This is a genomic window from Streptococcus sp. HMSC061E03 (assembly GCF_001813505.1).
In the GTDB taxonomy this organism is placed as follows: domain Bacteria; phylum Bacillota; class Bacilli; order Lactobacillales; family Streptococcaceae; genus Streptococcus.
Genome location: NZ_KV812784.1, coordinates 634003 through 657945, shown reverse-complemented (window position 1 = coordinate 657945; position 23943 = coordinate 634003). Strand labels below are relative to the sequence as shown.

Here is a 23943-nt window from a genome sequence, read left to right as displayed (position 1 = left end):
TAGATCTTTTTCTAAAATTTACTAATGTCTGTTATAATGGACATTATTTGAAATTTCCATTATAACAGACATTGATACAGTTTTATAACATTATTTTTGTATAGTAATATTATAAAACGAGGCAAGAAACATGAGAAAATTTGTTAGCATAATATTGTTGTCATTATCAATAATTACGCTAATTGCTTGCACTAAAAATAAGCAACAATCTCTGGATGGCGAATACTATTGGATATCAAGTGAAAGAAATGAATTGGCATTTACTATTAAAGGAGATAATGCTTCCATAGAGCATGGAGAAGCCGACAGCTTTACCATTAACAAAAAAAAGAATACGATAGAATTAACTGGAAAAAACATTGCGAGTCGATCAGAAGATTATTCATTTAAAGAAGGGGTCTTTTCTGTTGATATTAGTGGAGTTAAGCACGACTACTATCTTAAAGATAGCGAAGAATATAATAACGCACTAAAACAATATGGATATAAATAACATCATTCACACCTATTTTCCCGAATAGGTGTTTTTTTGTGCTAAATAGATTCCTTCAAAAAACTTTTAAGCTTATTATTAACCGAAAGTCAAATCTATTTTTTGTTCAAATTTTGGTCATAGTTTGGTCAAAGAAACAAAATATACCATCCTATTTTAAAAAACCGAATTGTGATGATTGCCGATAAACAAACACTTTGATTTTTCTTTTTATTTCTTTATTCTTCTTATCATGCAAGATTCAGAGAATAAAGCTAGTTGCAGCCACTGCTCCAACACTAATTAAGGCTTTAGTTTTGACTTTATTTAACATCTTAGACCTTCTTTCTAAAAAACTAGGTCAAGAATAACAAAAAAGATTTGTAAGTTTTATCACATCACAACGAAAGGTAATTCCTACATTTCTGGCGCAAAATCGTACAGTTCAGAGAAAAAATTAAAACCAGCTGTCCTTGGGGTATAATAGACTTATTGGAAAAAATAAAGTGCCATACTGTACTATGCTATACTATAGTTAAGAAAACTATTTACGAAAAACCATGCAACTAACTCCTGAGAACTTTAAATTATTTATTAGTGTCAAAAAGGATACCTTCCCAACAAAGATATCCTGTCTAGATACAACTTATAAATCCAAACACTGTAAAGGAGGAGGCACAAAAACTTTAAGTCTAGAAAAACAGTTAATTCTGAACTTGCATTATTTATGCTATTAATCAACTCAACATCTTCTAGTTTTTTGATTTTGGTCTTGGACTAGTGAACATTAACATTCGTAGAATACACTCTTCATTCCTCAAGTCTATTTGACTTAGAAAACTTAAAATTAACAAGTGTCACTATAGCTATTGATGTCACAGAAAGTCCTATTTCAATGTCCTAAAAGAAACCAAAGTAAGAATTATCCTGGAAAAAGATATACACCATAAAGACACAATCATAATCGATTTAACGACACTTCGTGCCTGTCAATTAGTTTTTTGAGACGGTCATACACATGATTTTACTCTTTTTAAAGAAAGTATAGGTCAAGTTTGTCAGAGCAATTACTTGTTTTTGTTATTTAGATACTATGAATATTCATGAGATATCTTTTTTCCTTTAAAAAGTTCTAAAAAGCATGTATCGACTGTAGAGGATAAGAAGTTTAATAGAGATAGTTGTAATACGTATTAAAATTGAGCGTTTAAATGCTAAGTTTAAAACTTTTCAATTTGTGGAATCATCAACTGTGAGTTAAAATAATTTACAAACAGAGGCTTTCCAAAAAACTTGATATCATACTTTTTATTGTGGAAATATTTATTTCATTTTCTCCTAGTATTGAATTTTCACACACTCATTAATTTTATTGATATAATCCAATAATAATGATAATATCAAATAATAATAATAAAAAGATTTGATAGTATTTTTTCATAATCTGTCACGCTTTCTAATGATTTTTTATGGTAAATGGAGATAAATATGATTTTAGGTGAAACTTATAGGAAAATAAGAGAAGAAAAGGGAATTTCTATTTCTTCATTAGCAGGTGCTGAAATTTCAAAATCTCAAATATCTAGATTTGAATTAGGAGAAACAGAGATTTCTGTCTTTAAGTTATTGTATCTTCTTGAAAGAATAGGAGTAACACTAGAGGAATTTCTGCTTATCTGTAATCATTATCAACCTTCGGATTTTAATACCTTAATAGCTTCTGTTAAACAGGCCGCATATAATGAAGATTCTCAAGCATTACTAGATATGGTAGAGAAAGAAATAGAACTTTTTCATAGGACAAATTCTCATTACCATAAATTAAATGCTATTTTCATTGAAAGTATTGTTTCGGGAATGGATAAGAATCATCAATTGAGTCGTCAAGACGCCTCTTATCTTACAAACTATTTATTTTCTGTTGAAAACTGGGGTTATTACGAAACGCTCATCCTTGGAAATTGCTGTCGTGTTCTATCTCCAGATTTATTATTTAGATATGCCAAAGAGGCGCTCAAAAAAGGGAAGTTGTATAGCTCTATACCTAAAAATAGACAATCTCTCATTCAACTACTTCTCAATTCTTTGATTATAATGATTGAGAACGACTTATATGAGGAATCTTTATTTTTAAAACAGGCTACGAAGAATATATTAGCGGATTCCACAGATTTTTTTGAACAAACTATTTTGCTGTATTTAGATGGATATTTGGAACTGAAATTCTATCATAATCAAAAATCACTTTTAAAAATCGAAGAAGCTTTAAAAATTTTCGAACTCTTCAATAAAACAATCTACAAAAATTACAAAGAATACTTTGAGAAACACATCATTCATTTAGTAGACTAGGCCATTTATCTATAGGGTAATAACGTGATCAAACTCTTCCAATATTTCTGGATTTTGATCATGAGTAATGACAATAACAATTGCATCTTTAATGGATAGAATGTAGTCCATCATTGCTTTGGCTTTTATTGGATCAAGGTTGCTTGTAGGTTCGTCAAAAATATATACAGAATATGGTTTGGCTAAAAACCTAGCTAAATCAATTCGTTGCTTTTCTCCTTCTGAAATGGTTTGATTTGATTGAGATAGACTCTTATTAAGGAAGTCTTCATTAAATCCTAAGGCTTTTCTTAATTTTTCAGTTAAATAAAGGTTTCTGGACAGTTTGATATTCTCTAGGATATTTCCTTCAATCAGAAAATCATTTTTTTGCACAAATGCAATATCTTTATATAACTCCTCTGAGGGAATATCAATATTCTGTTTTCCGTTGATTTTTATTTCCCCATCATAAAGATTTTTGGAATAATAGTTTAGTATTAATTTTACTAAAGTTGTTTTCCCAGCTCCTGAAGCACCTATAATCGCATAGCGTTTGCCTTTTTTAAATTCATAGGAAAAATGATCAAATAATATTTTATTTTCAATTTCATAATGTAATTGGCTAATAGAAATGGTCGAAATGTTATCACAATCAATTGTCCTTGTTTTATGGAAAATTTCATGATTTGTCTCATATAAATTTTCTTGGATATTATCAATAATGGACTTGCTACTGCTGATTAAATTTTTATTGTAAAGAATAGATTGTAATGGAGCAAAAACACCGTTTAATAATTGAATACTTGCTACTAGTAATCCAATAGTCAGTAAGTTATTTCTTACAAAAAAGATACCAGCAACCATACAGGATAGTTGAGAGCCAAAACTTAGTAAAATTCCAGTAGTTGAAGCTAAGTCTTTTAAGAATTGATATGTTTTTCTGGACTCTTCAAATTCTAAACTGATTTCCTGAATTTTTTCTTGGGTCCAGCTTTGAATATTTAATAACTTAATTTGTTCAAAACCATTAATAAAGTTTGTCATTTTTGACAAATAGTGATTATTTTGTAGAGAATAATTATTTGTTGATTTAGTCATTAACTTTCCAGGAATTTGTGATAGAAAAATCGTTAGACTCGACAATAAAAGAAAGACTAATGCTAATCGCCATTCTATATAAATAATAGCAACCACACTCATGATAAGGCTCCCTAAATTTGCAATTAGAGAGATTTTAGGGATTAATAAATTTTCTTGAATAAGGTCACTGTTTTTGGTGATATTATTTAAGAAATCTGAATGGTTACGGTTGTCAATTTGGTTAAATTCACGCGATAAATAATGTAATAAGAGACGCCTTTTTAGATCTAAAATAACTTTTTTTACATATTGGTTTTTAAGATAGGAATAGGAACAAGAAATCAAGAACCACAGTAAAATCGAACTTACACAAATAGTGATATGAAAGAGTAATCCACTATTTGAATTAGATATACTATCAAGTATTCTTCCTAATTGGAGAGAGAAGAATGTCATTAAAAGAGCACTTGTCAGACTTAATAAAATAAGCAAGAAATATAGTAATTTATATTGTTTCATAATCTGGTTCATATCTTACTCCTTAAGTAACTCTGATGAGAGTATTATAATCCAAATATGAAAATCAGAAACAAACCTCCCGTATTTGGGACGCACTGAATAGTTTACACTAAGTATAAAAAAATTATAAAATAATTATTTTTTAAAATAAGAGGAGAACTCATATTTTTATTTATACTCAATGAAAATCAAAGAGCAAACTAGTAAACTAGCCGCAGGTTGCTAAAAACACTGTTTTGAGGTTGAAATGGAACTGACGTAGTCAGTATCCCTACACATACGGCAAGGCGACGTTGACGCGGTTTGAATTTTATTTTCGAAGAGTATTAACAATGAATATATCACACTAAACCAGATAGAATATACAAGGTATATATAGATAGCTAAAAAAGCCTTGGAATCATTCCAAGGCTTTCTCTATATTCTATTGCATCAATTTTCTTATTCCGATTTCAGTTGCGATAATTTCACGTATATTTAAAATAGATACTTAAATTATATTACTGTTTTTCAAAAGTTCCGTCTGCTACACGAAAATCACTGTTAACAGTTTCAATTGAATTAAATTGAATCTTTAAATATTTTACTTCTTTTTCATCTTTTCCAGGTAATTCAGCTTTAGCACTCGCTGCACTAGAAACCTTTAATTTGACGTATTTCCCAGCGATTTTCCAAGTTCCATCTCTAGATTCGTCTTTATTATTTGTTACTTCTAGTGTTTTATCGCTATTGAAAACGATAGTTGAATCGTGTTTACTATCATACCAAGTACCAATAATTTGCTTCTCTGGTCCTGAATTTTGATTCAAGAAAAAGAATACTCCACCGGCAACCGCAAGTACTAAAACAACTAAAGCAATAATTTTTTTCATTATTTTTCCTCCTATAAATATCTAAAGATATTTATTATTTTTTTAATATACCTAGTTTCACTAAAATCATTAGTAAAAAATCAAATTTTGAATGATAAACTTTTATTCATTACTACAATAAGAAATACTTACCAGCTTTTATTAATCACGATGTTTCCGTGATACTGAAATACCAAAACTACAAAGAACAATTCCCATTGCAAACACTAACCAATTCTCAATTGAACTTGTATTAGGCAAGGCTCTATTTGCAGCATATTTAGCTTGATTTCCAGCATAGCTATATACTCGTTCATTAGAAGTACTTTCTGGTATACTCTTTTCTAACGCAGGATTCAGAGAAATCATCTTGTGATCTACTTTATCGTTAAAGACTTCGCTTTGTCTTGTACGAGTATTTAAATAGGCTTCCCTAACTGCTTCATATTGTGCAGTTGCATCTAATTGATCTTGTAGAAATATTTTAAGTTTAGCTTCCTCTCTTGCTACATTCTCAAGTGCTAAACGATGCTCTTCAACTGCATTCTCATATGCTTCTTTTGCTTTCTTCAAATATGCATCAGCATTTTCAAGATGATCCAAAAGTGTTTCTAAAGCAACTAAGTGAGTCTTTAATTTAGAAATTTCATTCTTAATTTGACTTTCTTTAGCTTTTAACTCTTCAACTTTATTCTGACGGTTTCTGAGTTCTGCTTCATCCGTAGCTTTTTTAGCTTTAAGATCTGAAAGAACTTTAAGTTCTTTATCCAACTCTGCACGCGCATCTGCTAAAACTTTTTGTTTTGTTTGAATATCTGCATTTAGATTTTCAACTGCTGATTGTGCTTTTGCATAACGAGTTTTGGCAGCAATCAATTGTTGAGAAGCTTCATTTAGATTCTTTTGTGCAAGAGGTGTCTTATCTGAGATTGAGTTTAATCTTGCAATCGTTTGACGTGTAGTATTTAAGGCTGCCAAATGTTTTTCATGAATTTTTGTGACTTCATCTAAATTGTTTCTTGCTGTCTTATCTGCTGCTATTGCTTTTTCAAGCTCCTCTTTTGCAGTTTCTAATGCTTTTTGCTTAACTTGAAGATCTGCATTTAAGTTATCTAAAGCTATTTGAGCTTTGGTATATCTTGTTTCAGCTTCTTCTTTTAGTTGTTTCGCATTGTCGTATTTCTTTTGTGCACTTGGAGTTTGGTCAGGAACTGACATTAATTCTTCTACAAGTTTTTGAGTTTGTTTCAGACTTTCAATTGCATTTTGATTTTCTAGTTTTGCTTTTTCAAGATCAGATTTAGCTTTTACTTCTGCTGTTGTGGCCTGGTCTAAATTATCTTTTGCATTTGCTAAAGCTTGACGCTTGCTTTGAATATCAGCATTTAATTGATCAAGTGCATCTTGAGCCTCATTAAATTGGGTTTGTGCTTCATTATAATTCTGTGTAGCGATTTCCAATTTAGTAGTAGCTGCAGGTGTTTGGTCAGGAGTAGCTTTCCAAGCATCTAATTTTGCTGTCGTTTCTTTGAGAGCTTTTGTACTTGAATCATTTTCTGATTTAGCTTTTTCCAAACGATTCTGTGCAGAATTATTTGCTGTATTTGCTGCAGTCTGTTTAGCTTTAGCAGCTGTTAATTCATCTTCCATTTTTGAAGTATCAAATGGAGTAGCTAAAGGTTTAGCAATTCCTTTATCATAGTAGTCATCAACGCTTACTAAATGATATTCTCCAGTTTGTTCATCTTTAACATATTCAAGATGAGCATCCTGACCTTTAAATTCAATAAAGTGCATACGGCCAACACCACTAGCGGTAAAGCTGTTTGCAGCGCCTACAGCACGAGTTTTTGTAGGAGCTTTTTCCCCAATCATGAGCTTCATGTGACCAAAGTAAGCATGAACATCATTTGTGATGAAGCTAATCACTGAATCATATACTTCACGATACAATTGAGACATTGTAGTTCTACGAGTTTCTTTCGCTTCTGAGTAGTATGCTCCGTATCCAAGCAAGGTGTTGTTAAAATTCAAATTTTCGCCAGCCCATGCAATGGAATCTAATCCATCTTTCGCTAGAGCAGTATCACTATGACTTGTACTATATGGTTTATTTTCTTCAGCATAGGCTTTTGCAATGTTTTTGACACCCTGAACAGATTCTTCAGTGACAATATAATGATGACTACCCCAAACTTGGTCTTGCAGATTGTTGGCGAGAAGTGCATAATATTGGCTCAAAGCTTCAATTTGCTTGTCAGTTAAATTGTCTAAATCTACGACTGAATCATCGATAGGCAAAACAATATCCTTGTTTGACCATTCCTTTATGAATATATTTTGGTGTTCAGGGGAATATTCTGTTAATGCAGTTCCAAAATCATATTTGCTATCTTTGAACCATTTTTGAATAACGTCGTTTAAGGCATTTTTATTTGCGTCTGAATCATCAGCAAGATAAGTCTTGTAAGCATCAATGACATCTTGAGGCAATTGAGGAATAGTGAGATTTTTAATTGCTGCAATTTGTTTATTGAGGGTTTCAACTGCTTGATCAGCCTTCTCTTTATTCCCTTTTGCTTCCTGAGCTGCTGATGTAGCACTCGCTAGCTCATTTGAAGTTTCATTTACTTTTGCCTCTTCTTGGTTTTTCTTAGTAGTTAAAGCTGAAATTTCTGAAGCTTTCTTAGCATCATTTTCTTTAGCTGTTTTGAGCTCTTCTTCTGCAATAATCTTACTATTTTGTTTATTTGCTAAATCATTTGCTTTGCTATCACGATTTGCGATTGTTTGGGCAAGTTGTGATTCAGAAGCATCAAGATTACTTTGTGCTGAAACCTTATTTTCTTGAGCTTTCTTTAAATTCTCTTGTGCTTGTTTTTGTTTTTCTTCAGCAGATGACAAGTTTGCTGCCGTTTCTTGGCTTTTCTTTATTTGATCTGCTTCAACTGATTTTGCATTTTTTAATGCAGTAGCTTTTTTATCATCCGCTTCTTTGGCACGATCGAGTTCTTGTTTAGCTGTATTTTCAGTTGCTGTTGTAGCATCTAAATTTTTCTTAGCAGCATCACGTTCTGCTACAATTTCTTCAACGCCAGTACCGTCTAAAACTTTCTGAGCAGTTTCTTTCTCTTTTTGAGCCTTCACTAATGCATTTGCTGCTTCTTCTGCAACCTTTTTAGCATCTGCTAATTGTTTAGCAGAAATTTGACTAGCACTAAGTTGCGTTTTTTCATCAGAAGAAGCTTTACTGAGTTCTTCAGCTTTATTTTTGTCTTCGTTAATGGCATTTTCCAAAGCCTTTTTCGCTGCTGATTCAGCTGATTCTTTTTCAGCTACATCACTTTTTGTTTTGTCTCTTTCAGCAATAATTTCCGATGCTCCAGTACCATCAAGATTTTTTTGTGCAGTTGCTACCGCTTCCTCAGCTGTCGAAACTTTCTTTTCTTGCTCTGAAATTTTATCTTGATCTTTTTGAATAACTTCTGATTGCTGATTACGTTCTTTCTCAGCTTCTAGAACTTTATCAGATGCATCTTTTAGTGATGTTTCCTTTTTATCAATATCAGCTTTTACTTCTGATATTTCATTCTTCGTTTTTTCAATTTTTTCAGGCGTAGCTGATAATTTATTTTCCTCAGCATTTATTAAGTCAACATTTGCCTCGGAAACTTTTGTTGCAGCAGTTGCTTCCGAAGCCTTAGCGTTTTCTAATGCACTTTCTTGATTTGAAACCGATTGATCCGCTTCTTCCTTGATCGCTCTTGCTTCTTCTACAACTTCAGAAGTTGGCGTTTTCGTTACAGTTGCAACTCCATTATGGACAAATACCCCGTCTACTTGTTTTATATTTGTAAACGAAGGAGCCTTCGATTCAACACTTAATGCTGACTCATTTGGCTGAGTTGCAGTTACGTCTTCTGCTTTCACAACGGAAATTCCCGCAAAAGCTGTAGCTATTGATACAGCAGATACAGTTGCTTTGATCGTTTTCTTTTTCATAATTCCCACCTTTATGATAGAGTATTGAACAAATTATCACTATATAATTATAAACAACCGAATTATACTATATTTTATCAACTTTGTAAAGTTGTAACCAACCTTTTAAGAACTAGAACCTAACCTTATAAGGCTGTAAAATAGTCTTAAGAGGTGAGCAATGTCAGAATTACAAAAGTATATAAGCAAACGAATACGGATTCTGCGGACCCAGTCAGGAATGACTCAGGAACAATTAGAAGAAAAAGCAGATCTTGGTACCAATTATGCCTATAAGTTAGAAAATTTAGAGCCCAATATAAAAATTAGTACTCTGGAGAAAATTATAGATGCGTTAAATGTTGATCTACAAACTTTTTTTGATTTAACACTTAAAGAAGAAAGCACTGACTTAGCACAGCTTATTGACACTATTAAATCTTTACCAGAGTACAAACAAAATAAAGTCATTTCAGCTATTAACACTATAATTAACGAGACAAAATAAAAAGAGTGGAAAAGGATTAAAAACTGTTCCTTTCCCACTCTTTTTGTGCCTAAAAATATGGCTATTAGCTATTAGAGCCTGCGATTCTTGGGTAACCGAATGTCATATCGAGGTTATTTTTCTCGTAATTCTTGATTAATTCCCAGAAATCTGCAACTGATAACGCTGCAACTGATTCATGCCAATTGAATTTAAAAAACAAATCTAAGAGAAATTTAATTACTTGATGAACTTTGGCTGTCTGTTCTACAGTATCAAATGTAATTAAAATTTTCTCACACAATGGATCAATCAATTCAATTTCAATACTATCATTTACAAAATTGAATGATACTTCTTGATCTTGATCATTCAAGATTGAAATATACTGATCCTCATCAAATGTTGAATAAAACATTCTAATATTGACTTCTTCATTGTAATTAATTAATTCTGAAATATATTGTTGAGTTAAATTAATCACATCTTGTTTGTAAATCTTCATAAATTTTACCTCCATTTATTTTTTTAAAGATTTTTTCATCTGTGAATTTTCACGGTGGCCTTACTCTCTCTATTATTATTAAACGATTGTTCTTGAGCATCTGTTGCCTCCTTTTTTAGGAACAAAAAAAGACAGTTCAGCACTGCCTTTCTTTTTTTATCTATACTATTATTATGCCATTTTTCTGTAAAAATAAAGATAGATTTTTCAAAAAAGTACTATAGAATGCTCTTGGCCCCAGAGGATAAATTTTTTGTCTAGGTTTTGGGGTCAGTACATAACAAGAAGATTTTTTTATGTTTTTCTAAGTACGTCTAGACGTTTTAAAACTTATGTTGTGATTGAATTACGTTCAATACTTCTTGCATACTTCCAGCTTTCCAATTTGCCTTAGCATTAAATAATGGTTGAGTTAATTTGCAAGAACCGACTCCAGTGAAATGATCCTATCACATTGCCGTGCTTGCTCCATGTTATGCGTAACAACCAAAATTGTTTTACCAAACTGATCTCTCAAAGTTCGAATCAAATCGAATGCTTTTTGAGACATTTCAGGATCTAACGATCCGGTTGGTTCATCTGCTAGGACAATATCTCCGGGCTTTAAAATAGCTCTCACAATCGCAATTCTCTGCTGTTCACCTCCCGATAATTCATTGATTTTACTATTTAACCGATTTTGTAGACCAACAAATTCTAGCGTTTCCTTGATTCTCTGCTCCTTCTCCTGTCTAGAGAAATTCGAAAAAGTCATGGCAAGCATCAGGTTATCTTTCACACTAGATGTAGAAATGAGTGCATTGGATTGAAAAAGATAGTTGATGACATTCCTTCGGTAATGAACTGCTGATTGCGAATTTACCTTAGGCAAAACTTTTCCGTTGATTAGGATTTTACCACTGTCAACAGTATCCAATAGTCCAATCATATTGAGGATAGTCGATTTTCCAGAACCAGAAGGTCCTACTAAAGCTACAAATTCATTTTCCTCAATATCAAAGCTTAAGTCTTTGAAAATTTCTCTTGAACCAAATTGTTTTGATACATTTTGTACTGAAATTCTAGACATGAGATTACTCCTTAAATGATTGTATGATACTCTCTCCTTCTTTACGGAACAAACTGAAGTAAAGTAGCATTATCTGAAAAGCAAATGTAGCTAGTGTCATGACTATTCCCAACTTAGAACCCACTAAGATAGAAACGATTAGTTCCATCACAGAAAAACTAATAATGAGAGAAAGCACACCAATATATCTTTTCCATGGTGAGAATCCCATAAAGTATTGAACATACAATTTTTCTTCAAATAACATGCGGTACATTAAGACAAAACTCCAGAAAATAGCCATCATCGTAATTATGATAATCGCTATGATCGTGCCGAAAAGATAAAATGTATAACTCAGATCTTTTTGAAGACCATTGATAAAGTTCTTGACAGTTGTAAAACTCAACCGATTATCCTTTAAATCTGGAAATTCTGTTTCTAAAATGGACACTACCTGTTTCATCGTTTCCCTATCACGAATCTTCAAAAGACCATTATAGCCACTGACAACTAAGTTTGCCGACTCCATGAAATATAAATTCTCTGGTGTTGAGACAAAAATAACTGGATTCTCACTAGTTGTACCATAAGAAATAGAATCTGACCAAGTAAATATTGATCGAGACGGTTGGTAAACCTTGAACATAAATTTCGGATTTTCTGTGAAATTAGTTTGTAAATCTCCCGGTTTTACAGTGACACTTTCCTGTAAATACGCCTTCATCACTTCAAGTTCTTCTGTATTGAGCGTGTTAGGTAGAAGATAAAGTCGAGTACCATTCCTCATCTCTAGCAACTCTTCATCACTTAGGGGAATACCTAGGTCTTTCAGGTAATTATAGGAGAATTTCAAATACCAAAATGGTTTTTTAGGGACATGCTGGTATGTCCCATAGACTGCATCAAGGGACTCCTGATTAAGAAATTGTCCTTGGGCAATATAGACACCCGGAAGCTCAGATATACGCTGGTAAAAGTTATACATACTACGCTCAAGGGAATTTGTAGTTCCTGCATATGTACCTACATCATCTCCCTCAGCAAAGCTGGAGATAACGTACATATCTTCAACATTCTTCCACTCCCTAGATACTTTCATATTATCAATAAACTGATTCATTGGAGCATCTAAAGAGTAACTGATTGCGATTAACAAACCAGCTACCAAGGTATAGAATAACAAGCAGGTTACCATTAAAGGCTTCATTGGTAATCGTTTATGAATTGCTGCTAATGGAGAAACCGAATAAACAATAATTGTTGGAATAATGAATATCAATAGTAGCAACAAGACTGAGAGGCTGACTCCAGCAAAAACTAGAATAAACGATGATAAACCAAAACTAGACCAGCCTGACAACAACCAACTACATAAAGAGATAATAGGAATAATATAGATTGAAAATAGTAGAGAATTTTTGAAAAAAGCAGACCATAATTCTTTTCTATCCCATCCTAAAAGAATCAATGTTCCGAAATGTTTAAAGGATTGAAGAACACAGATTAAGAATAGGATCAGTAAAATGAAGGCATTTACTAAGATGCTGATAGCAAGTATTATTCCCCAAATTCCCTGATCAGTACTACTTCCAAAACTTTCTTTTGTCAAATCCTCAACAGAAATACCTGACACCTTTGAAAGATGCAGCAAAAAGTTATCTCTTGAGACAGCATCGCGGAGACCATTGATATGGTAGATCCCATTAATCGTATTAGTGTTTTGGAAAGTATAATCTAATCGTTCAATGACTACAGGTGTGCTAAATAATAAATCTGGAAGCTCGTAAAGCATATTATTTGAGCCTTTGTCAAGTCCAATAGTCATATTATTATCACTATGAGATAATAAATTTGCAAATTGTTGTTGTGAGACAACTATTTTACCCGTACTTTCAAAATCTGAAAAACCAGCAGAGCTACCAAGGATGTCTATATAAATCCTATTTAGACCTTCTCCTGTATCACTACTTTCAGAACGTTTTGTCCATATGGACAAGTCACTCTGTTCTAAAAAATAATTAAATACATCTTGTGATTGCTTTTCTGTTAACTTCTGAAGATAAACTGTTACGGTCCCGGAATGATGATTATAACTCTGCCATGACTGTTGATACTGTAAACCTGCTAAAAAAATTGCCACCAGAGCAAGTAAGACACTCTGGATGGCAATCAAAAACAGGATTAAGTATTTCATTTTACCTAATAACATGTTTTTGTATGTCATACGTACTTACCTACAATTCCACGTTTTTTTCTCACGCAATGAAACCCCTTTCAGCTTCCTTGTTTTTATTTTAACATATATATTTTTATTTAGCCAATTTTTTATTGTTTATTGAACTTTTTTTATTTTTATTACCATAAAGAATATTTTATTCCTTTAACTTGCTATTTTGAACTAAAAATTTTATAATAAAATTAAGCAAATAGGAAGGTTTATTATCTTTAATGAATACACTCGCAGAGAGATTCAGATTGAAAAGAAAAGAGTTGAGACTCTCCCAACAAACGCTTGCAGAAGGAATTTGTGAACAAAGCCAGATTAGTAAAATTGAGAGAGGGCATTTCATTCCCTCCGCAGACCTTTTGTTCAAACTCTCACAACGACTTGAAGTGCCATTAGATTATTTTTTTAATGAACAAATTGAAATTAAATCTAACCTCTCTAATTTCAAGCAATTATCTGCTCGCCTATTAGATGATAGAAATTATGACAATTTGGAATATATTTATAAAATAGAGATTGAACGAAGCACTTTTCTAACACTAGAAGACCGAACTTACCTTGAATGGATTAAATCTATTATTGACTTCTATCAATATGACAGTAAGTGTGAGGCTATTTCTTCATTGGAAAATATATTATTAAAAGTCTCCTCAAATACTCTGATTTATTTAAAGGCATTGAATACTCTATCTAATTTCTATTCCTTAGTGGGTCGTGAACAAGAATATGAGGCAAACTACTCTCATTTAATGGAGTTATATCAGACAAAAAATTTTGAGCATCAAGAGTTTTTATTTGGTTACATCAGAGTTCGTTACAACTACGCTCACTACCTAGTGTCAAAGGAAAAATATAACGAAGCCATCCAAGAAGCTCTTGAGACGATTGAACTCTGTAAACAAAGACAGACAAGCTACCAACTAGCTCCCCTACTTATTCTTGTAGGAAATGCTGGAGCCAAATTTCTAGACAAAGAACAAGTCAAAAATTATTATATAGAAGCAAGAGAGTTATGTAAGATTTATAACAATCCTTTAATGTTGATGAAGATAGAAAATTATTTGAAAGAATTAGATACTGTTTAGTTAATCTTGACATTATAGTTTTTCTGAAACGTTAAATAACCTGTAAGGCTGATAGTGAAATTAATACTATCAGCCTTATAATTTTTCCATGGTATCTTAAATAACTATACTGATTTTGTTTCCCGTTCTAATTTGGTAACATTTTGATTTCTTGTGTTATCAAGTATATGGTAGAAAAAGAGTTCTACACTTTCAGTAGAACCCTTCTTATTAGCAGTATTTTGATTACCTAGTTTTTTCTATTTTTCCTAAATTAAAATAAGAAATTATTGATAAAGTTCTCCTGGAAGATTGTTCATAAAAAAGTGTATCTTTGGCTAGAGAAAATCACAAAATCTAAATAAAACAGAAGACACAAAATATTTATAATATGTAAAAGGTAGTTCAAAAATATAGAACTACCTTTTGTTGATAATAATGAAATTAGATACTTGTTCTTTTGAAATTAGTAGAGTAAAAATTGCTAGAGGGGAATCATCAAACTGCTTTGATTTAGCTATGGTTATTTTACTTTTGTGGCCGAGAACAAATGGAAGATATGGGATTACACAGAGTGAGTATTTCTTTTTGTTTTGATTGAGACACATGAGTATAGATCTGAGTTACAGAAATAGAGCTATGTCCAAGTATTTGCTGTATATAACGAATATATACATTTTTATCCAGTAGCATTGTAGCAAAGCTGTGTCTAAACATATGTGGCGTGATAGTTATAGATAAGTTGTTTTTCTTAACCATCTTCCTTAAAATTAGACGTACGCTTTGTTCTGACAGTGCTTTAAGAGGATGAGTTCAAGTAAATGTTGCACTTATTCTTGCAATTTATCATGTACTCATAAATTAGCCCTTCGTCACTTATCAATTCCTCCCAGTTCTCTCAACCGTTCCTGTCCCAACTTCAACATCTCTTTTTCCACCTTATTCCATTTTCCAAATAGGCATTCGTGTAGGACTACTGCTGCTGATGTTTCGTCTACTTGCGAATCATAAACACACGATTGATCTCTTCGGTAAATTTGAACTTGATTAAAAATCTTGTCATTTTCTAACTCTCGTAAGTTATCAACTAAATGTTCTACAATTCCATCATGGTGCTCTTTGGGAGTCGCTCTCGCTTGACTTGGGTCTATTGCATGGAGCTCCTCATAACGTATCAAGGTACTGAGATAGGACAATTCTGGCTTGGTCGCAATTACTGCAAGTGAGACTTGGTAACCTTTAGTTGTCAATAATTGTGACGTTTTTCTAGGGACTTCTGTTGTTCTTAAAGTACCCTCGATTAACAAATGATAACCTTGTTTACTCAACTCATCTACAAGATATTCAACCATTTGTCCCGCGAATACTTTGGTATAATCCACACTATCTTTGCCATACTTTTCCTGTAGGCCAAGGTAGTTCGGATGAAAAGAGCGATAACTATCTCCATCAATGATAATGATATTACCTTGAAATTCCCTTTGTTTAATACGATGAATCGTTGTTTTCCCAGCACCACTCTGTCCACCGAGCAAGATAGCCTTGGGCTGAGACGAAGTTGTTTTACCACGAGTTAAAGAACGAACGAGTCGTCTGGATGCTCGTTCAAAATCATCTTGACTAAATTCTTCTAGTTTCATTAAGCCACCACCAGATGACGAGCTTGTTCTAGCATCCGTTCAATGCCATCCAAATAGCCAATATATCGCTCCACATCCTCAAAAGTTGCAACAAGATAAATCTTCGTGTTAATCAAATCAGAAAGATCATCGCTTATTAGAACCCAAGGATTATTAGCATCATTAAATGCAATTTCTAGTTCATCTTGTAAACGATAAAGTTGCGCTAAGATATTCGCCCCTCGTTCTTTAATCACTTCAATTTTCAGAGTTAACTGATAATCTTCTACTGGCGTGAGCATCTTTTCCTCTCCTACAATATCGATATAAGAAACATTAAATTTCTGACAAATACGATCTATTAATTCTGTCGAAACTGAACTTGTCCCGTTTTCATAACGACTCAGGCTATTTCGAGAGATGCCAACAATCTTTGCGAACTCAGGCTGGGTTAAGTCATGTGTTTTACGTAACGCTTTAATATTTTCTCCGATCATGAGAGCCCTCCTTTTATTTATTTCTATTATAGCATTAATAATTTAAAAACGCACCATTATTGGTGCGTTTTTAAATCTGGTAGATGAATCTTTCTTCAATCTAACCTGCTGATCTCAGTATGTTAAAACTAATCCAAATATATAATTTTATCAAAAAGAGATCTTATATTTTCATCTAGATGATGGCTTACAAAAATAACAGTTTTTTCTGTCATTGAGAATAGATGTTTCTCAATTTGATACCGTCTTTCTTTATCAATCGCATCAGTTGCCTCATCAATAATCAAAATTGGTTTTTCTTCAAGGTAAGCTCTAGCTAAACTAATTCGTTGCTTCTGTCCACTAGAAATGTCTTGGCTAATTTCCGATAAAGTAGTTTCCAATCCATGACTCAATCCATTAATCCAGTCTCTTAAATAAAATATTTCCAATGCTTTTTCGATTTTTGAATCTTCTATTTCACGGCCTAATGTCAAATTAAATAAAATGGATTCGTTAAAAATATGATCTTCCAAACTAACATAAGAAATATTTTCATGAAGATCCTTGAAATTCATATTTTTTGAATCGATATTATCATAGAAGATGCGGCCTTTCGAAATTGGGATTTCACCATTAATAGCCTTTAATATAGTTGATTTTCCTGAACCAGATGACCCTGATATTGCATACTTCTTATTTTTTTCAATTTTAACATTTAAATTATCTAAGACAATCTTACCATCACGTTCAATAGTTACCGATTGAAATTCTACTTTATCTATAAATTTCTTCCAAGTTTGTTTATTAACATTACTTTCATGAATACTTTGGTCACCTTCCAATTCAAATTTTTCAAATATTTTGTTTACAGTTTTAAACTCAGCGTAATTTGCCGTTAAGCCTGTTAAGCCAGCAAAGATAATTGATGAAAAATATTGAGAAGAAGATACAGCCCCAATCGGAATTAATCGGTTAAAATATAAGACTCCTGCGTGGGTCAACATGGCAATTTGACTCACAAAACTAGTCCCATTTTGAACAGACATAAGCCCACCAAAGGTTTTTGAATATGAAACTCTGGACTTCGAATATTTTTTTGAATAAGATAAGATTTTTACCATTAAAAAATGAAGTTGATTAGCATTGGATAACATTCGAAATCCACTTAAAGAATCATCAATTGCTTTAACTAATTCTTCATTCTTCTCAGTAAAGTAAACAGCTTTATTCTCCATTTTCTTTGTAAATATTTTAGGAAGATTTACCATTAGAATGAAGAATATCAAAATTGTAAACAATAATGAATAATGGAAACTAAAAAAGGCAATAATTGCAAAAATGATATTTAATGCTTGACTAATCATTAATTCAAGTGTTTCAAAGCCAAGATCTCGAATAGTATTAAGATCATTTGTCAGCCATGAGGTATAGGCGCTAACACTTTTTGAGCCAAAACGAACCACACCCTTACTTTCAATACTTTTTACAATATCTTTACGTATTTCGGTACACATTTCTTGTATGGCTTTTTCACTTGCTTTTGAGTTTTGATATATTTGCAATGCCCATATTAAATTTACAGCTAAAATCGCTCCACTTAAATACAAAAATCCCTGTAAATCAAAATTTACAATTGTAGAGATTGCTTTGGCACTCAATATACCATTTAAGTAAACACATAATGAATTAATAAAAATCCAAAACAACCATATAGAATTACTTCGTTTGCATCTAATTAAATAAGTTTTTAATGTCATATCCCAGCCTCATTTAAAAATTCCAAATATTTCTTCACCAATTATTTTTCTTTGATATTTAATTGCAATATAAGATAATAAAATTCCTACTAACTTTTAGGGCGCAGTTCAGAGTAGTCGATTTCTATCTATTTCCTTTATTATTAACTTGAAATTTTCTAGCTTTTTTTTAAACTTCCATTATTCTGTTTCATAGATATATTTTTAGATCGCTGATCAACTTTATGTTCTTTTTTAAAATTATTCTGCATAACTTTCTGGTTCATTTTCTATTCCCTTACTTTCCTTAAATGGATTGTTAATAAATAACAAATAAAATCCTACTAATACCGTAAATATATTTATCGTTATTCCTAGAATATGTATATCCGAATAAAATTGAGGAACTATTAAGAATACAATTGAAAATAAAGCATATAAACTTGAATTAGTAGAGTAGATTAACCCCATATTTTCATAGTTATATTCAGAATAAATCATTTTTTCAAACATATTACCAGATATACCAATAATTATAAAGGATAATCCAAATAGCAAAAGCTTAATCAATGGAATTGGTATTACAAATACTAAGAATAAAAAGAAGCCCGATACAATATAATCAATAAAGAAAAACTTCTTATATGATATTTTTATCCTAGGTGCCACAAAAGCACCTGTCAAATCTGCTAATCGTTGTACTGCCAATACTAACCCAAGATACTGAATGGGAATTCCTTCCGATACAAGATATAAGGGGGCTAAAGTTAAAAGTAGATCTGTTCCACCACTTAAAATTGACTCTGTAATTACAATAAAAGAGGCAAATTTTGATTCTCGAAAAGCAGAAATTGTGTCCAAAAGTTGAAAAGTTAATTCACTTTCGCTTTCTATATTTTCAGACATACCATCTGACTTTTTTTATCAGGCATATTCAACCTGATTTTCATCATAAAGTATATCGCAGCTACAAAAAATGGAATACTCATATTGAAAACAACAAAATAGGATAACACTCCTAACAGTAACGAGGCAAACAGGTTACTAATAATGTCTAACACATTTGAAGCCATATACTGAACATCTATAGATTTGTTTATCGTTTCTTCATCATTTTCTAATGTTTCTGGAACAATCTTCATTTGTAATGTGTTGAGTAGATTTGTTGATAAACTAAACAAAAAATTAAAAATATAAAGATAAAAAACTTCAAAGCGATATCTTAAGCATAGAATAGTAATGAAAATTATAAAAAGTTGAAGAACTTGAAAAGTTACTAGCCAGACTTTATCTCTTTGAATTTTATTTACAAAACTTCCATAAAAAACGGCAAGTAAGTTAGGGATAAAACCTATTAGAGTAAATAAAGATAACTGACCAGCTTCAATATTATAAACATTGATTAAACCGATCGACAATGCAATGAAGTAAAAACTATCTGCAATATTTCTAGAAGATCTACCTAATATCAAGTTTTTAAAGTTACTACTGAATTTTTCTAATATCATGTTTGTATACCTCGAAATTCATACAATCGATTTGGATATAATTTGTTATATTTAATAATCCTGTCAAGGAATCCAATACTTTGTAGGAAATAATTGCTACTGCCATATACGATATCGGTGAAATTACACTGTATGGTGTCTTACTATTAATTTTCTTGCATTTATTTTAGCACTCCGTCATCATGTTGTAAATATCTTTTTATAAACTTTTTTTATTTTTTAAAAATAAATCATTTTTGTATCTATGCGATATTAAAAAAACGATGCTCAATTGAACATCATTTTCATTATTCTGTCATATTTGCAATATAATGTTCGACTTTCAAAGCCATTGACATATTTTCATCCAATTTATAAAGAAAATGTGCTGTCTCAAAATATTCTTTTACCGAAATCTTAGAAGAAAAGTCCTTACTTACATTTCCCATCAATAAATACAAATCAGCTAAAAGATAAGTTGTTCTGTAAGCCTGACACTGCTTTATAGTAGCTGTGATTTTAGTAATAGCTTCTTCAATATTATTCTGTAGCCATAAATATCTACAAACGTTATAGTTGAACTTAATAAATAGTTCTAACTCTTCGAGTGTATTTAAATTGAGTTGATTTACTTGATACTCTAATGTTTTTCGAATCTCATCAAATCGCGTTAAATCTCCAATATCGTAATAAAAATTGAATAGAGTGTTTGAAATTTGGAGATAGTTCATATCAGATATACTTAACTGTGACAGCACCTTCTCCAATCTTTCAACTGCCTCCTCTTGTTGCCCATAGAAATAAAAATCTATCAGAGATTTTATCCACTCCATATAAAATTTATCTGCTAGAGATAAACGATGAGACTTTACATTTTCTAATTCATATATATATTTCAAAGACTCATAATTTCTATTTATGATAAATGTATGTGCTAATTTCTTAAACTCTGCTAGCTCATCAACCTCCCCAACAATCTGCTCATCAAAAAAATAATCCATACTAACTTTTAATTTCTTAGCAAGTGCATGCAAAAAATCCGCCCCAGGAGTGAACTCTCCACTCTCTAATCGACTAATTTGCCCCTGTTTACAAATGCCTTCGGCCAATTCTCGCTGGGACAATTTTAATTCTTTTCGTCTATTTTTTAATCTGGTTGCTAATAATGTACCCACGTTTGGATATTCCTTTTCTAATTGATTTTGATTTCAATTTTAATTGTAACATGATTAAATCAAAAATTCAAATATATGTCCAGAAAGATACAAATTTTACATAAATGGTGTCGAATGTTTTTTGATCTACCTCGTCTTCTTTTGAAAATAATCTACTCAAATAATTTCTAGATTGTCAAATTAAGTTAAACTTTTCATGTAACTCAGAAAAACATATATGGAATTTGAGAGTTCAAGTAATTCCTAAAAGTCTTTGAAATTAAAAACGCATAATATCAGGTATTCAAAAAACTGATATTATGCATTTTATTTTAGTCTAAATTAGGGGGAAATTATTTCCAGATAAAGTTTTTGGCAAGCTTCTTATCTGTTTAAGGTACATCTCCCCATCGAAATGAGCGAGCTACTCTTATTAAACGATCAAAAGAGTTAGGTTTACCTAATTATGGTTTTCACATATTCCGCCATACTCATGCGTCTTTAATGCTCAACGCTGGAGCAAATTGGAAAGAACTGCAAGAACGTATGGGACACAGATCTATTTCAACCACAATGGATAACTATGCGGAATTAGATCCTAACCGAAAGAATGAAGCAGTCGATATTTTAATAGAACGACTTGCACAAATTAAAAAAACTAATTAGAGACTACTATATTTAGCTATAATAAATCATTTTGCAATTAATGTAAATTTTATATTGCTACTATAAAATTTTAGGTATACAAAGACCTATAGATACTTTATTGGTAAGATTAATTTTATAACATTACTACAGTTAAAAAAATCCTACATTATAGTTTCAATTGTAAAAAAAAACTCATTATTGATACCGGAATGTTCTCAGAGATTTTTCAACTACTTTTGTACAATGTAAGTCAAATACAAAATTACCTACTTAATAATATTTTTTTACTACTACAGTTAACAAACATATTAAGATTAGTAGTGAGGAAGTTTCCGACTGGAGAGAGTACTCACTACTTTATCTTATCATGAAAATAATTCAATTTTTTCTTAGTTCAATGACTTGATCGTATCGACTTTCATTATCAATATGGTGAGCGATTTCTAACACCATCATCGGTAGTGAGAAAATCAAGTCTCGAACCATCTGGCTATTTTCTACGTCAAGAGCTGCAGTTACCTCATCTGCTAATAAAATATCCTTTTTACGAAGAAGGAAGCGGGCTAGTTCAATCCGGACTCGTTGTCCACCTGAAATATTTTCTCCGTTATCAGTGATTACAAAATCAAGTCCATCAGTTAGTTCATGGTCGAGTTTGACCTGTCTCAAAACAGTCTCTAATTCTTGATCTGAAAACTCTTGTCCCAAACTGAGATTGTAGCGAATAGTATCATTAAAGAGGAAAGGATGCTGGCTGATAATGCCTACCTGACGAACAAAGTGACTTGTTTTAACTCCATCCCTTGTACGACAAGTAATCGTTCCGGCATCCGGCTTTTCTTCTCCTGTGATCATTCGAAAGAGGGTTGATTTCCCACAGCCACTTGGCCCTTTGATGAGGACTTTTTCACCTTGTCGAATGGCTAGATTAAGATCGCGAATAATCTCTCTACCATTATAAGATTTACTTAAATGAGAAATTTCTAGTTCTTCTACTTGGGAGATCGAATGATTGTCCGATTCACTATCATCTGCTCGATTTAAAATTCCGAAAATCTTTTCTGCCGTTGTTTTTGCTCCTTGTACTTCAACCACATCATACATGATATTTTGGATAGGCCCTACCAGTTGACCAGCAGCAATATACATTGCAACCAGACTAGCCACTGAAACATGATGACCATGCATGGCAAGGAAGAACCCCAATACCAAAGGGAGTACTTGGCTAAGAAAGACCATGAAACCATTACAAAAGAAAACAATATTATGGGTAAAAGCAAACTTTTGAATGGCTCGTTGATAACGAAGATTGATATTCCAGACGCGCTGAGAATTTTCAGGTAAGGCTTGATTCATCCGCAAGGTTTGAGCCCCTCGAATACTATCAGAGATTTGGTTATGAACAGCTGTTCTTCCCTGAGACATTTCATCCCCTGAATTCTTTAGCTTATTATTCATTAAGAATTGTGGAATGGGACGTAAGATCGTGAAGAAAACAAAGATAGAACCCAATAAAACATTTTGGGCAATGATATAGATCGCCGTAATCAGCGCTCCAAATCCCCAACATGAAATAGTCATATAGCGTTCAAAAAAGTTATCTCCTAAAAATTCCATATCCTGTGTCAGCATGGTAATCTTTTCATCTTCACTATATTCCCTGTCTTCCATTAACTTATGAAACAATGCCGTTCGGATATTCATGTGAATTTCACGTCGAAAGACATTATTTGCATGATTACAAAATAACATTAGACTATACAAAGCGAAATAGACAGAAAAACCAAAGAGGGCAAATTTCCAAATAGAGGAATAGGTAAGGTTATTTTGATCTATCGATAGTGCTTTGGCAACAACCAAGGGTTGCCCTAATGCGAGCCCCCCATTTGCCAGTGCTCCAATAATGGTTAGGTATTTTGTTTTTTTATCAAGATATTTAAAGATATTAATCATAAAGCTCTCCTAGAAAATAGAACACTATGGTTGAGAAATATCAGATGTAATCATTAAATCTTATTACATATTATTCTTTGTGATATATTTTACATGCTCATTATACATCTAAAAATAAGTCTAGTCAATGAATATTCAAAAGATTAGAAAAGTTTAAACTGTTAATGATATTCCGAGTTTTTCCCAGTAAGTATTCATCTTATCCATCCCAATAAAAAGTTACTGTTGGAAACATATAGGAGATTAGAAACTATGGTATACTAGTGATAATAAATAGTTATCGGTAGGAGAAATCT

The 23943-nt window shown here is 32.0% G+C and carries 17 protein-coding genes and 3 pseudogenes; 5 read left to right on the top strand and 15 right to left on the bottom strand.

Annotated elements, in window-relative coordinates; all coding sequences use genetic code 11:
* The first annotated feature begins 130 nt into the window (after positions 1–130).
* Positions 131–493, top strand: a complete 363-nt coding sequence (locus HMPREF2917_RS03320; RefSeq protein ID WP_049472736.1) for a hypothetical protein — start codon at positions 131–133, stop codon at positions 491–493.
* A gap of 244 nt (positions 494–737) precedes the next feature.
* Here HMPREF2917_RS03320 and HMPREF2917_RS11180 read toward each other — a convergent pair.
* Positions 738–806: pseudogene (locus HMPREF2917_RS11180) on the bottom strand (peptidylprolyl isomerase); the annotation flags it as partial.
* A gap of 1154 nt (positions 807–1960) precedes the next feature.
* Here HMPREF2917_RS11180 and HMPREF2917_RS03315 point away from each other — a divergent pair.
* Entirely contained in the window at positions 1961–2824 is an 864-nt protein-coding gene (locus HMPREF2917_RS03315) for a helix-turn-helix domain-containing protein (RefSeq protein ID WP_041818440.1), read from the top strand.
* A 9-nt stretch (positions 2825–2833) separates the two neighbouring features.
* On the opposite strand, the gene HMPREF2917_RS03310 is transcribed toward HMPREF2917_RS03315, so the two are convergent.
* The 3 genes from HMPREF2917_RS03310 to HMPREF2917_RS03300 form a co-directional block, all read right to left on the bottom strand.
* Positions 2834–4417, bottom strand: coding sequence for an ATP-binding cassette domain-containing protein (locus HMPREF2917_RS03310; RefSeq protein WP_013904653.1), 1584 nt, complete (start codon positions 4415–4417; stop codon positions 2834–2836).
* A 488-nt stretch (positions 4418–4905) separates the two neighbouring features.
* Positions 4906–5277 (bottom strand): hypothetical protein, encoded by a 372-nt coding sequence (locus tag HMPREF2917_RS03305; protein ID WP_003004846.1) that lies wholly within the window; start codon positions 5275–5277, stop codon positions 4906–4908.
* 141 nt (positions 5278–5418) lie between these two features.
* Positions 5419–9258, bottom strand: a complete 3840-nt coding sequence (locus HMPREF2917_RS03300) for an SEC10/PgrA surface exclusion domain-containing protein (protein WP_070588959.1) — start codon at positions 9256–9258, stop codon at positions 5419–5421.
* 160 nt (positions 9259–9418) lie between these two features.
* On the opposite strand from HMPREF2917_RS03300, the gene HMPREF2917_RS03295 reads away from it, so the two are divergent.
* Entirely contained in the window at positions 9419–9745 is a 327-nt protein-coding gene (locus HMPREF2917_RS03295) for a helix-turn-helix domain-containing protein (protein ID WP_013903620.1), read from the top strand.
* Between the two features lie 64 nt (positions 9746–9809).
* On the opposite strand, the gene HMPREF2917_RS03290 is transcribed toward HMPREF2917_RS03295, so the two are convergent.
* From HMPREF2917_RS03290 to HMPREF2917_RS03280, 3 genes are all read right to left on the bottom strand, one after another.
* Positions 9810–10229, bottom strand: coding sequence for a hypothetical protein (locus HMPREF2917_RS03290; RefSeq protein WP_070588958.1), 420 nt, complete (start codon positions 10227–10229; stop codon positions 9810–9812).
* Between the two features lie 412 nt (positions 10230–10641).
* Positions 10642–11298 (bottom strand): ATP-binding cassette domain-containing protein, encoded by a 657-nt coding sequence (locus HMPREF2917_RS03285; RefSeq protein ID WP_021153266.1) that lies wholly within the window; start codon positions 11296–11298, stop codon positions 10642–10644.
* 4 nt (positions 11299–11302) lie between these two features.
* Positions 11303–13504 carry an ABC transporter membrane-spanning permease-amino acid transport gene (locus tag HMPREF2917_RS03280; protein WP_021153267.1) on the bottom strand — a complete coding sequence of 734 codons (2202 nt, stop codon included), beginning with the start codon at positions 13502–13504 and terminating at the stop codon, positions 11303–11305.
* A gap of 224 nt (positions 13505–13728) precedes the next feature.
* Between HMPREF2917_RS03280 and HMPREF2917_RS03275 the strand changes: the two genes are divergently transcribed.
* Complete coding sequence (locus HMPREF2917_RS03275) at positions 13729–14592, top strand: helix-turn-helix domain-containing protein (RefSeq protein ID WP_070588957.1); 864 nt, start codon at positions 13729–13731, stop codon at positions 14590–14592.
* Between the two features lie 507 nt (positions 14593–15099).
* Here HMPREF2917_RS03275 and HMPREF2917_RS10875 read toward each other — a convergent pair.
* The 7 genes and pseudogenes from HMPREF2917_RS10875 to HMPREF2917_RS03250 all read right to left on the bottom strand — a co-directional run.
* A pseudogene (locus HMPREF2917_RS10875) lies at positions 15100–15381 on the bottom strand (tyrosine-type recombinase/integrase); the annotation flags it as partial.
* A 62-nt stretch (positions 15382–15443) separates the two neighbouring features.
* A complete protein-coding gene (gene pezT, locus HMPREF2917_RS03270) occupies positions 15444–16211 on the bottom strand; it encodes a type II toxin-antitoxin system toxin PezT (protein WP_021153269.1) in 768 nt (255 codons plus the stop codon).
* Positions 16211–16687, bottom strand: coding sequence for a type II toxin-antitoxin system antitoxin PezA (gene pezA / locus HMPREF2917_RS03265; protein WP_021153270.1), 477 nt, complete (start codon positions 16685–16687; stop codon positions 16211–16213). Before pezA ends, pezT begins: the two co-directional genes overlap by 1 nt.
* Positions 16688–16815: 128 nt before the next feature.
* A complete protein-coding gene (locus tag HMPREF2917_RS03260) occupies positions 16816–18426 on the bottom strand; it encodes an ATP-binding cassette domain-containing protein (protein ID WP_070588956.1) in 1611 nt (536 codons plus the stop codon).
* A gap of 240 nt (positions 18427–18666) precedes the next feature.
* Positions 18667–19311, bottom strand: coding sequence for a hypothetical protein (locus tag HMPREF2917_RS11660; protein ID WP_256324248.1), 645 nt, complete (start codon positions 19309–19311; stop codon positions 18667–18669).
* Positions 19296–19913, bottom strand: a complete 618-nt coding sequence (locus HMPREF2917_RS10865; RefSeq protein ID WP_083307667.1) for an MFS transporter — start codon at positions 19911–19913, stop codon at positions 19296–19298. Before HMPREF2917_RS10865 ends, HMPREF2917_RS11660 begins: the two co-directional genes overlap by 16 nt.
* 287 nt (positions 19914–20200) lie before the next feature.
* Entirely contained in the window at positions 20201–21067 is an 867-nt protein-coding gene (locus HMPREF2917_RS03250) for a helix-turn-helix domain-containing protein (protein WP_049473277.1), read from the bottom strand.
* A 390-nt stretch (positions 21068–21457) separates the two neighbouring features.
* On the opposite strand from HMPREF2917_RS03250, the pseudogene HMPREF2917_RS10860 reads away from it, so the two are divergent.
* A pseudogene (locus HMPREF2917_RS10860) lies at positions 21458–21712 on the top strand (tyrosine-type recombinase/integrase); the annotation flags it as partial.
* A 360-nt stretch (positions 21713–22072) separates the two neighbouring features.
* Here HMPREF2917_RS10860 and HMPREF2917_RS03245 read toward each other — a convergent pair.
* Entirely contained in the window at positions 22073–23647 is a 1575-nt protein-coding gene (locus HMPREF2917_RS03245) for an ATP-binding cassette domain-containing protein (protein ID WP_021153276.1), read from the bottom strand.
* Positions 23648–23943: the final 296 nt, after the last annotated feature.